The following is a 13119-nucleotide window of genomic DNA, read 5'->3' on the forward strand; positions in this document are numbered from 1 at the left end:
TTTATTTTTTCCGCGCGTAGCGTTTTCCTTTTTTAAATTTCTTTCCAATATAACCTTCAAACTGAATTGGAACTGAAACATTTCCGTTGTCAACAGTAGCTTTATGAACCACAAAATGCACATGCGGAACTGTTGTAAAGCCTGTCATTCCTGAGATTCCAATTACTTGCCCTCTTTGTACAAGATCGCCTTTTTCTACCAATGCACCCTTAAAATCTAAATGATAATACGAAGCTGTAGTGCCATCATCGTGTTGAATTATGATATAATTACCGTCATTAATATACTTTCGAGTACGTCCGTGTTTTTTTGAATCTTCCTTAAGCATCACAACTTTTCCTTCGCGCGCAGCGTATAAAGTATCGCCAATTTGAGTTCCAAAATCAAACGCATGATTGGACGCAATATGATCGTGTGAAAATTTTCCAAAGTTTCCCTGAATCAACTTTCGCCTTTTCTTATATGGTAATAAATATTGATACGTATTATTGTGTTTTACCGTACTCGGATCGCCATAACCAGCTTTAAAACTAAAATAGTTACTCAAATTTATCTTGGAAGTATCTGTTTCTAAAATATTACGTGGAACCTTCATGAAGCCTATCAATTTTTCTGAAGGTTGTAATACTGTATTTTTTGTATAAACTATTGATCTTGAGGTGCTATCAATTGGAATTATTTTTAAAAACATTGGGGACAGCATGTTATTTTTTACAGATAAAAAAATGGTGTCTTTAGTAGATGAAATAGAATCTCTTTTGATAGAAACATGTTGTGCATTACAAACAGAAAAACTCAATAGTAAAAAGAAAAATAGGTTTCTCATGGCGTTGTATCTTTTTGCTTTTTTTCTAAATAGAAAGCATGAACTTGTCTACCCAATTCGGCTAAAAATGGAATTCCAATCGTTTCGTACTCATACGTATCATCGTTATAAATTAAGTTTTCATTGACATGAATTGTCGCGGTAATCACAAACGAAATATCATTCAGTTCATCTACGATGTATGCGCTGTCTGTTAAAAACCCGTATGCATACCCAACTTTATTATAGATTTTAATATATTTAGGCATTGTTTTTTTTGTATCGCCAAACATGAAAAATTTCACATAACTATCATAATATTCTTCCGTATCAAAACCTTGTTGTTTTGGTGTTTCGTACATGACTTTCATCACAAAGTCGCGATCGCTTTTTGATAGTTGAAACCGCGCTGTTTCGTCATATAAATCAGGAAAATATAATTGTTGCATCAATTTGTGCAATTCGTTGATTGGCAAATAGTTTTTTTGTGAAAAATCCATTGGTTTTTGAATCAATGAATCGTTTCGGTAAAAGCCTTTTCCTTTCTGCGCATTCAAAATACGAAGGTTCTCAATTTCTTGATTCTTCTTTGCTTTTTGATCATAAACTATATCATCATTTTTTAAAAATAACATTGCTTTTGTCTGAAGATCATCCGCGTTTTCTGTGCTCAATCGATGTCTAATAATCGCTTTTTCAAGACCTTTCGCGCGTAAGCGTTTATTAATTTCATCTTGACCCAAAAACTCAAACAATCGATTGTAGGCTTCGTTATCACTTACGGCAAAAATCTTTTGAACTTCTTTCTGAATGTTGGTTTGTATAGAATCTTCTGCTATTACAAATTTGGTTTCGCTATCAATTTCAGGAATTTCGTTGGCTTTTTCTAAGGCAAATAAAGCAATTGGAAATTTTACACTACTAGCAGGATAAAAATAAACGGAATCATTTACTCGAAAACTAAAATCTTTGCCAGTAGCATCCGTAACTCTAATTTGAATTTCATGAGCTTCCAAATTATTGATCACTGACTGAATCTTTTCTGAATCTGCATTCAATGCAAACAAAATAGGATTATTTTCCTCTTTCGCACAGCTAAAAAATAATAAGAGAAGTAAAACGAGTAGATTTTTCATGTATACAAGATACTATTTTATCTAAAAAAGCGAAATCTGACTTCATAAAAAAAGTGTCTACAATTTGCAGACACTTTATCAATTTATTTTCACCTAAACTTCTTTAAGAACGGTTTCTTCCTTTTTCGGGCTCGAAATCGTAATTTCAACCTGATTTTTTAAAATATCATCAAAAGTTTCACGCTTACGAATTAAATGTGCTTCTTCATTATACCATAAAACTTCGGCAGGACGATAGCGTGAATTGTAATTGCTTGCCATCGAGAAACAATAGGCTCCAGCATTATTAAATTTTAAAATATCGCCTTCGCGGATTTCACTAATTCTTCGGTTATTCCCAAACGTGTCTGTTTCACAGATATAGCCGACCACAGAGTAATAGCGTTCGCGACCTTCCGGATTTGAAATGTTTTCAATATGATGATAAGAATTATACAACATCGGACGAATTAAATGATTGAATCCGCTATCAATTCCCGCAAAAACGGTTGAGGTTGTTTGCTTTACCACATTTACTTCTGCTAAAAAAGTACCAGATTCGCTCACTAGAAACTTTCCAGGTTCAAAGTTGAGTGATAATTCTTTGCCATATTCTTGACAAAATTCATTGAAACGTGTTGTTAGTTTTTCGCCCAATTCTTCCACATTAGTTTGAATGTCATCTTTCTTGTATGGAACTTTAAAACCGCTTCCAAAATCGATAAAATCTAATTCTTTAAAATTTTTCGCTGTGTTGAACAGAATTTCGGATGCGTATAAAAACACATCAATATCTAAAATATCACTTCCCGTATGCATGTGAATTCCGTTAATGTGCATGTCTGTTAGTTCTACAATACGTAATACATGCGGAATTTGATGAATGGAAATTCCAAACTTAGAATCTATATGTCCAACGGAAATATTATGATTTCCGCCCGCCATTACATGTGGATTGATTCTGATACATACCGGAATTGTTGGATGTTTGCTTCCAAACTGTTCTAAAATGGAAAGATTATCTATGTTGATTTTTACGCCTAATTGCGCCGCTTTTTCTATTTCTTCAAGCGAAACACCATTTGGCGTATACATAATTTCGTTTGGATCAAACCCAGCGGCAAGTCCTAATTGCACTTCTTGAATAGAAACTGTGTCCAATCCCGCGCCAAGCGATTTCATCAACTTTAAAATACTCAAATTAGACAATGCTTTTACGGCATAATGTAATTTTAAGTTCGTCACATTCTGAAATGCTTTAGTCAAGCGTTCGTATTGCGAAGTAATTTTTTGTGCATCATACACATACGTAGGACTTCCAAACGTATGCGCAATATTTAATAAATCGGTATGCTTCATGGTATTATTTTTAACAAGTCAAAACTATGCTAAAATGAAATTACAATAAAAAATTTAATTAAAAAATATAAAAATAACACAAAAAGTTACATTTATAACATTCTTGAAATTCGTATCAGTTTGATTGTATGTTTTTATGAAAAATTTAAGACAACTATAAGATTCTGTTCGGGTAACAAATCACTATAAGGCACACTTTTAAATGTATAATTTAAAAATTTCACATTATGAAAAAACAATTGAATGCATTACAGCTTAAAAGATCGGTTATCTCCAATTTACAAGGAGAAACTGTAAAAGGAGGAGACTTACCGACAACTCAGCAGTCAACAGTTGTGTTTACAAATGATTGTAAATCTGACAGTTGTGATGGAGATCCGCGACCTGGAACGATTAGTTATTCTAATTGTGGTCAGTGCGGAGGTTGGTAATCTGTAATGATTGATTATGAGAGGAAATCTGTGTGAAAGCTCACTTTTTCTCTCATATTTTTCACTGATTAAAGCGAAGTTTCTTACCTTACCGTATGTAAACCAAAACTATTAATTATGAAAAAAAGGAACATTAAATCATTAACATTAAACAAAAACAGCATTAGTCAATTGCAAAATATGATTGGCGGGCGTTTACAAGGAAATGGCGACGGACCAACTATGAGCGGTTGTTCTTGCGATAGTTGTAACCCAGATTGTGATACACAAAACGCGTCAACTTTGGGTTGTACCGAATAATTACTTTATCAAAAATTAATAAGGAAAAAAGCACTGATTTAGTACACACATTTTATAAAATCCGATCAGTAACAATTTTCTTTTAGAGAAAGTAGTTCTATCTTAGAATCTTAACATTAAAATTTAAAATCATGAAAAAAAGAAATTTAAAGTCACTTACGCTTAATAAACGTAAAATTAGCGAATTACAAATAGAGAGTAAAGGAGGAAGACAAGCAGCTACTGACGATTGTACTAAAAGTGGATGCAGTTGTGTGAGTTGTAGACCAGGAAGTTGTCCAATTACAATTCAGCAACCTACAATGCCTTGTGATATGTAGTATTGTGTGCAACATAAAACTATTAAAGCGAACTTCGGTTCGTTTTTTTTATGCGAGAAATTATACGGAAAAACCGTAATTCATTGGTTCTGAAAATTTTTAAATTTAGCCTTAACTTAAAAATTTAAAATTATGAAAAAAATGAATCTTAAAAACTTAGCTTTAAACAAGAAAGCTATTTCTAGTTTAAATCAATTAGAAATAATCAAAGGTGGAACTGGAAGTTTTACGATTGATACGAGCTATGATCCTTGTAGCGAATATTTACCGTCTAGTTATGACTTTCTGTTATGTGAAGCTGCTTGTGCAGATCATCAGCCATAAGATCTTGTAAAACTAGAAAAGGAAGATATATTGAGTATCTTCCTTTTTTTATTGTTAAAATAATAATGAAAGTAATCTTGAAATAATTCCTCGATGCTTTCTTTTTTTGACTTTAAATTTTAAATCTAGTTTGTCTTCTATAATAATGTGAATAATCCGAAATTTTTTTGGCACTTTTAGCCATTTTAATTAAGTTATTTACTAGTTATTGTTTCTTTATTTGTTTACTCATTTTTTCCGTTGTTGCGAGCAAATTATTCTTTTTGCTACATAAAAAAACAAAAATTATTTAATAGGTAGTTTATGTTAATTTATTTAATCCATCAAAAACCAAAATTAATTGGGTTTAATGCATTCGATTTTTTACATTTGTGCTCTATAAAAAATTTCGTAAAATGAACTTACACGAATATCAAGGTAAAGAAATATTAGCAAGTTTTGGCGTACGCATTCAAAGAGGTAAAGTTGCTTCTACACCTGCGGAAGCTGTTGAAGCGGCAAAGCAACTTACAGAAGAAACTGGAACTGGATGGCATGTGATTAAAGCACAAGTTCATGCGGGTGGACGTGGAAAAGGTGGTGGAGTAAAACTTGCCAAAAATCTTCAACAAGTAGAAGAAATCGCAGGACAAATCATCGGAATGGATTTGGTAACACCACAAACTTCTGCTGAAGGTAAGCGTGTGCACCAAGTGTTAATCACAGAAGATGTGTATTATCCAGGTGAAAGCGAAACCAACGAATTTTATATGTCTGTCTTATTAAATAGAGCTACAGGACGTAACATGATTATGTATTCTACCGAAGGTGGAATGGATATTGAAACAGTTGCTGAAGAAACGCCACATTTAATTTTTACAGAAGAAATTGATCCTGCATTGGGATTATTAGGATTTCAAGCAAGAAAAGTTGCCTTCAACTTAGGATTAAGTGGAATGGCATTTAAGGAAATGACAAAATTTGTTACTTCATTATACAAAGCATACGTATCGGCTGATGCATCATTATTTGAAATCAATCCTGTATTGAAAACATCTGATGATAAAATTATGGCAGTTGATGCAAAAGTATCTTTAGACGAAAACGCATTATTCCGTCACAAAGATTACGCAGCAATGCGCGATTTACGTGAGGAAAATCCAATTGAAGTTGAAGCGAAAGAAGTAGGACTAAACTATGTGGATCTTGACGGAAACGTTGGTTGTATGGTAAATGGTGCTGGTTTAGCAATGGCAACAATGGATTTAATTAAAATGGCTGGTGGAGAACCTGCTAACTTTTTAGATGTTGGTGGAACTGCGGATGCAAAACGTGTAGAAGAAGCGTTTAGAATCATCTTAAAAGATCCGAATGTAAAAGCAATCTTAATCAATATCTTTGGTGGAATCGTTCGTTGTGATCGTGTTGCACAAGGAGTTGTAGATGCTTATAAGAGCATGGGAGACGCTATTAAAGTGCCAATCATTGTTCGTTTACAAGGAACCAACGCAGACATCGCTAAGGATTTAATTGACAATTCTGGACTAGATGTTCAATCTGCGGTAGAATTCCAAGAAGCAGCGGATAAAGTACAAGCTGTTTTAGCACAATAAATTAGAGTTTATATAGTATATTCAATTTATATATAAAAAGCCTTTCCATTTGTTTGGGAAGGCTTTTTTTTGGAGTTTTATTTGACACTATCCTAAAAAGATATTTACTGCTTTTTGTTTAACAACACATTTCTTGCATTATTATCTAGAATAATACTCATCAAACTTAAATCTTTAGAATCATTAAATCCCATTTCTTTTCTTAGCTCTTTTAAAAATTTATCACCGTCAATAAGTACTTCAAAAGGTTCTCTTCCGGGTACTAAACTGCTATCGTATTTTATGAATTCTTTAATTAGATTTTCGCTTCCCCAATTCATTAGCCCTTGTTTAAATTGCGTCATTTCAGAGATAGCTCTATTTGATAATCCATCTTTATTTTTTTTATCTTTAGAAAATAATACAAATAGAGTATTGTAAAAATGATTATATACTTTTTGTTTTTCTTTTAAAACATGCAAGTCATATTCTCTTTCTTTAGCTTTTCTATTATTTATTGTAACAGTTAAAACTGATGTAAAAGCAGCCATGATTACAGCCACAATTCCGAAAATTTTTATTTTATCGTCTACTTTAGGAACAAATATAATTCCCCAAATCAGTAAACTACATAATAGAAGAAAAAGAAAAATCATCCATAAATATTGTAAATAGTTTTTTCTCATTTATTTTTAATTAACTTGTTATACAACAAGAATTCTTGTCATTTCTAATACAATTAAACTCTAGGGCTTAATCCATGTTAAAACTAAAAGAATCTCACCCAAAATCAAAACAATAAATAAGATTTCTACTACAACCAGTTTTAATTCAAAAACTAAACTCTAAATCTCACCACACATTTCCGCCACGCTGTCACATCACTTTTTAGTAAAAGCGACATTTTGTCATTGCTTCAATACATAAAAGTGTCAAAATGGCGCATTTTTACACTTGGAATCCTTTTTGCCATAAACAACTCGTATTTGAATAAACAAAAAGACATAAAAAATTAAATCACTAAAAAAACAAAAACGATGAACATAGTAAAAAGAAAACACGCAGACTTTCCTTCAATTTTTGACGAATTATTTCAAACAGATTGGTTTGGCGGAATTGCAAATCAAGTAGCAAGTACTACAAATATTCCTGCTACTAATATTAAGGAAACCGCAGACAACTTTATACTAGAAGTTGCCACACCAGGAAAAACAAAAGAAGATTTTATGCTTGCGTTAGACCATGATGTATTAACGATTAGTACAGAAACTAAGAAGGAAGAAATAGCTGATGAAGCAACTTCAGCAAACGAAAAATATACACGTAAAGAGTTTAGCTTTGAAAGCTTTAAAAGATCGTTCAAATTGCCACAAACAGTGAATAAAGAAGCGATCAACGCAACATACACAAACGGAATTTTAAGTGTTGCTTTGCCAAAAAGAGAAGAAGACAAAGTGAAACCGAAACGTACAATAGAAATTTCATAATAATTATTTAGGATTGGTTAGTTAATGGAAAAAGGGTTCGCTGTAATGGCGGGCCTTTTTTATTTTAGATTCGTTCCCGCGAAGGCGGGAATCTCTTGGATCGCTTCGCTTTTTGACAGCTTCGCACTTAGACCATTGGACTTTTAGCGAGTTCATTCCGCACTTGTTGCGGAATCCACTCTTATTCTTAATAGATTCCTACCTTCGCAGGAAATCGAAGATTCGGCGTAGCCAATGACATAACTTATTATTGTATTTTTGAGTCCATTACACTGAATCCCATATTTGTGAAAAATAAAGAAATCAAATCTAAAAAAATAAAGAAACCTTGGCCTACAAAAGCGGCGATGGAACAAGTGTATGCACAGAAGCTTTAGGGCGATAATAAGACTGATTTTTATTCAGGAACTGGCTCGCATGATGCTGAAATTGTGCGTCCTTATCTTGACGTTATTACTTCATTTTTGACTTCTTTTGAAAAACCTTTAGTAGTTTGTGATTTAGGCTGTGGCGATTTTAACATTGGAAAAGAATTGGTTCCATATACTGAGAAATATATTGCGGTTGATATTGTATCTGATCTTATAAAACGAAATAAATCAAGGTTTGTAGCAGAAAATTTAGAGTTCCAGTGTTTGGATCTTGCAGTTGATGATTTGCCTGTGGGCGATTGTGCTTTGGTGCGGCAAGTGTTGCAACATGTATCGAATGCAGAAGTGCAAAGTATTGTGCGAAAGTTGGCTAATTTTAAATATGTTATCCTCACAGAACATCTGCCAGAAGGCGATTTTACACCAAATAAAGACATCATTTCTGGACAAGGAATTCGATTGAAAAAGCAAAGTGGTGTAGATTTATTAAAGCCGCCATTTAATTTTAAAGTAAAAGAATCAAGAGAATTATCAGCTGTTGTTCTGAATGAAGGTAAAGGTGTGATTGTAACGTCACTTTATGCGGTTTTTTAAATAATCCGATCTTTCAAATCATACTGTTTCGCCAATTCTTTCATTTTCGTGTAAAAAGCATTTCGGTAAAACTCAGGCAATTGATGACTGTTTGAAAAATACCGTAAATAACGTGCTTCTAACTCTGGAAAATGCTTTCGAATTGCATTCATCATTAAGGTTTTACTATCCGATTTTCCATTCCCGAAAACGGTTAGCGTTGCAGGCATAACATACTGTGCTTGGCATTCTTTGAACGTACTGAAAAGTTTTTCTAAATGTTCCGTTGTGTCTGTGATAAATGGTAATAATGGCATCAGGCTTACGCCAGAATGAAATCCTGCTTGCAGTGTACGTTGTAATGTTTCAATTCGTAACGATGGTTTGGGCGCGCCAGGTTCAAAAATAGCTCCGATTTTATCATCTACTGTAGAAAATGAAAAGGTAATTAACGTTCCACCAGAAAGTTTTGATTGTAAGTCTTTGGGTAAAATTGCTTCCTGATTAATTTCTTGTAAAAGATCAAAATCACGTTCTACTAAGGTAGATTTTGTAATGATATGCACCGGGAATTTATACTTTAGAATGACTTCCAAGGCTTTTCGCGTAAGCATATACTCTTTTTCAATATTTATATAAGGATCGGTTACCGAAGACAACACAATGAAACCATATTCGCCTTTTTCGGAACGTTTTTTCAATTGCTTTTCTAACAATTCAATGGCGTTTACTTTTACAGAAAGACTCGTTGCGAGATTGGTTCCGTATTTACTTCCGCGAATGTAGCAGTAGATACAATTATACGAGCAACTTTGATACGGATTGAAAGTATAATCGTCCAAAAACCAATCGTCTCTTTTCTTGGCTTTGTTTAAAACAGATTTGACTTCAATTTCTTTGATCATGCGCGCGGCTTATACACAAGTCCCACAACTCCAGATTCGTACGATTCAGTAGCGCTCAATTCAAATTGTTGATCATAAGAAAGTTCTCCAAAAAGTGGAATGCCTTCTGGAATCACAATTGGCATGATAAAGATTTGTAATTCATCAATAAGATTCGCTTTTAATAATAGGGCATTTATTTGTCCGCCGCCAATGAGCCAAATATCCTTTCCATTTTTTTGTTTTAAGTCTTTTACGAATTGAATATGATCTTTAGCGATAAAACTCACATCTTCATTATTTTTTAATTCAGAATTTGTGGTGAAAACATAATTTTCTTTGTCCTTATACGGAAAAGGAACATCCCAACTTAATACTTTTTGATAGGTTTTATTTCCTTGAATTGTAGTGTCGATACTATTATACATTTCATAAAAACCATAATCTACTCCTTCTTTATGAGGAATTGCATCAAGCCAATCTACATCGCCATTTAAACGTGCAATTTTCCCGTCTAAACTAATGGCAATATGTAATATTAGTTTTCTCATAGAAATGAAAGATACAAAAAACGACGTACTCTTTAGGAATACGTCGTTTTGTTATTTTTATGTTGTAGAATGATTATGTCTTCTTTACATACTTCGTGATAATCACAATATGTTGACCGTTTAAACGACCTTCTATATGTTCTGCGTTGTCATGTGTTAGCGTAATGTTCCGAACTGCCGAGCCACGTTTTGCAACAAAACCAGCGCCTTTTACATTCAAATCTTTAATCAACACAACACTATCACCAGCTTGTAATTGTACGCCATTTACATCTAAATGCTTGATGGAATTTTCTTTATCGTCAGCTTCGCCAGTAGCAGCAGCCCATGATAAATCGTCTTCATCAAAATACATCATGTCTAGCAAATCTTGTGGCCAACCTTCTTTTTTCAATCGATGAAGCATGCGCCAAGCAACAATTTGAACTACTTTTACTTCGCTCCACATACTATCATTTAAACAGCGCCAATGGTTAGCATCCATAGTTTCGGCGTCTTCAATCTGAGAAATACAAGTTGCACACGCATAAATAGATTTTTCTAATTTATTTTCGTGATTTGGTGGAACGTTATAAATGGATAATTTTTCCGTTGCGGTGCATAATTCACATTCGGAACCACTACGTTTCTGTATTTCTCTTTCGATACTCATGCTTGAAATTCTTTAATTCGAAAACAAAAATATAGGTTTCGTTTAGATATAAAAGAAGATTGTCTACTTATTTCTTTTTTGCTACAATAAGATCAACAGAAGTCTCAAAAGTATGTCCGCTTTTCTTGTCTTTTACTTTAAAAACACACGTTACAGGATTGCTTATTTGTCCTTCTGTAACTTTAAGTGAAGCATATAATTGATCTTTTAAGTCTACGGCACTTACAGGTTCTGGAAATAGATTATTATTTTCATTGATTACTCTTCCATTTGCTTCGGTTAGACTGATAGAGGCTAGTAAGTCTACTTTTCCATCTGCATCAATTGCATAACCTTCTAAGTCTTCTAAGAGAATATATACACTTTCGTTTGGACTGATGTTATCATCAACAATTGCAATATCGCGTGTTTGTGAATATAAATACAAGATTTTATAGGTTAATCCGTCTGCTTTTGTTTTTAACAATGGATTTTCAATAATTGTAAAATCTTTCTTTAAATTGAAATAACCATCACTATTTTTATCAATGACATTGATATGCATTTGATAGGAATTGTTTGGTATCATCGGTGCTGCAAATGTAAGATTGCTTCGTAAATTCAAATCTTCTTCTGTGTACCCTTCTTTAATATTTTTGAATAAATCTTTTTGAGACATTACAGTATCTCCTTTTTTATTCGTCACAAAAATGTCCATGTTTGGATATGCCAAGCTATCTTGCAATACAAATCCTGTCATGTTTTTGTAGTATAATGTGATTTTTTCTCCATACGAAAACTCAGATTTTTTAATGTTTCCGGTATGATTTCCCATTGTAATTCCGTCACAAGTCAATCCATTATTGTCAATGGTTAGATCAGTAATGTAATTTTTATTTTGAGAAGTTCCACTTTCGCATGCGAAGCAAATACAGGCGATTAGTGCTATATAAATGTGCTTTAATTTCATAATATAGTGCGTGTTAGTTATATATTCGGATGATTTCACCAGTTCCTTTTCCTTCCACACTTTTGCGATAACCATTGATTACTTTTGTCATTGGAATCGGATTGTGTCCTGGGAAATACGCGTCATATTTATCAACTGCATCTTCAACGAGTCCAGAAGAAACTACATTGACACGAATTTTTCCTTCTAAATCCAAAATTACTGCTTTTACAAAGCTATGAATAGCACCATTGACCATCGCAGCACTTGCTGTCATTGGCACAGGATCATCGGCTAAAATTCCTGTTGTGAGTGTTATAGATCCGTTTTTAGTCAGATACTGTTGTCCAATACGTACCAAATTGACTTGTCCCATCAACTTACTTTTGAAGCCTACGTAATAATCTTCTTCCGAAAGTTCATCAAAAGGTTTCCATTTGGCTTCGCCTGCAACACAAATTATTGCATCAATAGTTCCAGTTTTTTCAAACATAGCTTTGATACTTTTGCTATTGCTAATATCAACAGTGACAGCGCCTGAATTTCTTCCTGCGATGAGTACTTCGTGATTTTTAGCGAAATATGCAGAAACTTTGTTTCCAATAGTTCCGTTTCCGCCAACGATAAGGATTTTCATAAGCTTATAATTAATATCAGAAATAGTATAAAAAGAAAAAATTACTTTCTCTCTTTCCGTTTCGAAGTGGAAAGTGTACTTTTTGGTTTGGCTTCTTTTTTCGGCATTGGACCGCGTAAGTGAATCACCAAAGCGTTTAAGAAGTTTCGCAGAATTTGATCGCCACAGTTTTTATATTTCGGATGATCTTCCGTACGGAAAAATGCGCCCAATTCACTTTTGGTAATTCTAAAATCTACGAGTTCTAATATTTTTACAATATCGTCATCACGGAGCTTCAAAGCCACGCGAAGTTTTTTGAAAATGTCGTTGTTTGTTAATGCCATGCGACAAAGATACTTATTTTAATGTGAGTTTTATGTAATGCTTTTAAAATATAATTTTGATTTTCATGAAGAAAGTTGGTTGTTAAACATCTCATTTTTAGATTATTATTTTCATTTTCTTTGCTCGCACAAAGAAAACAGAAACAAAAGAAAGTGCGCTTTTTCCAGAGGTGTTTTTAGCTGAAAAAGCTAAAACCGCAATCATTTTTCTAAATTTTTTCTAAGGCTTCAAAAATTCTTAACGAAAAATGTCTGCTACACTGCGGAAAAAGAATAAGTAGCTAAGTAAGTGTAGTAATTCTTAATATCAATTGTACATCAAAGAGAATGAAGGGCAAAACCGTTACTTTTAGGTACAAAAAAGAGGCTGTCTGAAAAGGCAGTCTTTTTTTTTGCAATTTTTTGAAGTAATTCTTAACTTTAAGAATGAGCAGAAAAGTTATTTTTAAGACCTATTGTCAAGATCAGTTAAGTCTTTTACCTCC

Annotated in this window: 16 protein-coding genes and 1 pseudogene; 7 read left to right on the plus strand and 10 right to left on the minus strand. The window is 33.2% G+C overall.

All coding sequences use genetic code 11. The features are described 5' to 3' along the window. Position 1: 1 nt before the first annotated feature. The 3 genes from H2O64_RS23610 to lysA form a co-directional block, all read right to left on the minus strand. Positions 2-826 (minus strand): M23 family metallopeptidase, encoded by an 825-nt coding sequence (locus H2O64_RS23610; RefSeq protein ID WP_187564717.1) that lies wholly within the window; start codon positions 824-826, stop codon positions 2-4. Further along, complete coding sequence (locus H2O64_RS23615) at positions 823-1941, minus strand: serine hydrolase (protein ID WP_187564718.1); 1119 nt, start codon at positions 1939-1941, stop codon at positions 823-825. The genes H2O64_RS23610 and H2O64_RS23615 overlap by 4 nt, the downstream gene beginning before the upstream one ends. 93 nt (positions 1942-2034) lie before the next feature. Further along, complete coding sequence (gene lysA / locus H2O64_RS23620; protein WP_187564719.1) at positions 2035-3279, minus strand: diaminopimelate decarboxylase; 1245 nt, start codon at positions 3277-3279, stop codon at positions 2035-2037. Between the two features lie 227 nt (positions 3280-3506). On the opposite strand from lysA, the gene H2O64_RS23625 reads away from it, so the two are divergent. The 5 genes from H2O64_RS23625 to sucC all read left to right on the plus strand — a co-directional run bounded on the left by H2O64_RS23625 (position 3507) and on the right by sucC (position 6246). Beyond that, positions 3507-3710 (plus strand): hypothetical protein, encoded by a 204-nt coding sequence (locus tag H2O64_RS23625; protein WP_187564720.1) that lies wholly within the window; start codon positions 3507-3509, stop codon positions 3708-3710. Between the two features lie 117 nt (positions 3711-3827). Continuing rightward, entirely contained in the window at positions 3828-4010 is a 183-nt protein-coding gene (locus H2O64_RS23630; RefSeq protein WP_187564721.1) for a hypothetical protein, read from the plus strand. Between the two features lie 131 nt (positions 4011-4141). Next, positions 4142-4330, plus strand: a complete 189-nt coding sequence (locus H2O64_RS23635) for a hypothetical protein (RefSeq protein ID WP_187564722.1) — start codon at positions 4142-4144, stop codon at positions 4328-4330. Between the two features lie 132 nt (positions 4331-4462). Continuing rightward, a complete protein-coding gene (locus H2O64_RS23640) occupies positions 4463-4654 on the plus strand; it encodes a hypothetical protein (RefSeq protein WP_187564723.1) in 192 nt (63 codons plus the stop codon). 395 nt (positions 4655-5049) lie between these two features. Then, positions 5050-6246 (plus strand): ADP-forming succinate--CoA ligase subunit beta, encoded by a 1197-nt coding sequence (gene sucC / locus H2O64_RS23645; protein ID WP_187564724.1) that lies wholly within the window; start codon positions 5050-5052, stop codon positions 6244-6246. 104 nt (positions 6247-6350) lie between these two features. Here the strand turns inward: sucC and H2O64_RS23650 are convergent, their stop codons facing one another. After that, positions 6351-6911 carry a hypothetical protein gene (locus H2O64_RS23650; protein ID WP_187564725.1) on the minus strand — a complete coding sequence of 187 codons (561 nt, stop codon included), beginning with the start codon at positions 6909-6911 and terminating at the stop codon, positions 6351-6353. A gap of 351 nt (positions 6912-7262) precedes the next feature. Here H2O64_RS23650 and H2O64_RS23655 point away from each other — a divergent pair, with 351 nt between their 5' ends. Then, positions 7263-7712: an Hsp20/alpha crystallin family protein gene (locus tag H2O64_RS23655; RefSeq protein WP_187564726.1), complete on the plus strand. Its 450-nt coding sequence runs from the start codon at positions 7263-7265 to the stop codon at positions 7710-7712. Positions 7713-8059: 347 nt separating this feature from the next. Next, positions 8060-8677, plus strand: a pseudogene (locus tag H2O64_RS23660) (methyltransferase domain-containing protein). Here H2O64_RS23660 and H2O64_RS23665 read toward each other — a convergent pair. The 6 genes from H2O64_RS23665 to H2O64_RS23690 all read right to left on the minus strand — a co-directional run bounded on the left by H2O64_RS23665 (position 8674) and on the right by H2O64_RS23690 (position 12634). After that, entirely contained in the window at positions 8674-9561 is an 888-nt protein-coding gene (locus tag H2O64_RS23665) for an SPL family radical SAM protein (RefSeq protein WP_187564727.1), read from the minus strand. The pseudogene H2O64_RS23660 and the gene H2O64_RS23665 overlap by 4 nt on opposite strands. Further along, positions 9558-10091 carry a dihydrofolate reductase family protein gene (locus H2O64_RS23670; protein WP_187564728.1) on the minus strand — a complete coding sequence of 178 codons (534 nt, stop codon included), beginning with the start codon at positions 10089-10091 and terminating at the stop codon, positions 9558-9560. Before H2O64_RS23670 ends, H2O64_RS23665 begins: the two co-directional genes overlap by 4 nt. Before the next feature lie 73 nt (positions 10092-10164). After that, complete coding sequence (locus H2O64_RS23675) at positions 10165-10743, minus strand: PhnA domain-containing protein (RefSeq protein ID WP_187564729.1); 579 nt, start codon at positions 10741-10743, stop codon at positions 10165-10167. A 67-nt stretch (positions 10744-10810) separates the two neighbouring features. Next, positions 10811-11692: a hypothetical protein gene (locus tag H2O64_RS23680; RefSeq protein ID WP_187564730.1), complete on the minus strand. Its 882-nt coding sequence runs from the start codon at positions 11690-11692 to the stop codon at positions 10811-10813. A 13-nt stretch (positions 11693-11705) separates the two neighbouring features. Then, the gene (locus H2O64_RS23685; protein ID WP_187564731.1) at positions 11706-12308 is read right to left on the minus strand and encodes a short chain dehydrogenase; all 603 of its coding nucleotides are present in this window, start codon (positions 12306-12308) and stop codon (positions 11706-11708) included. Positions 12309-12349: 41 nt separating this feature from the next. Continuing rightward, positions 12350-12634, minus strand: a complete 285-nt coding sequence (locus tag H2O64_RS23690) for a DUF1456 family protein (protein ID WP_187564732.1) — start codon at positions 12632-12634, stop codon at positions 12350-12352. Positions 12635-13119 lie beyond the last annotated feature (485 nt).

It is taken from the genome of Kordia aestuariivivens (assembly GCF_014397005.1).
Lineage (GTDB): Bacteria > Bacteroidota > Bacteroidia > Flavobacteriales > Flavobacteriaceae > Kordia > Kordia aestuariivivens.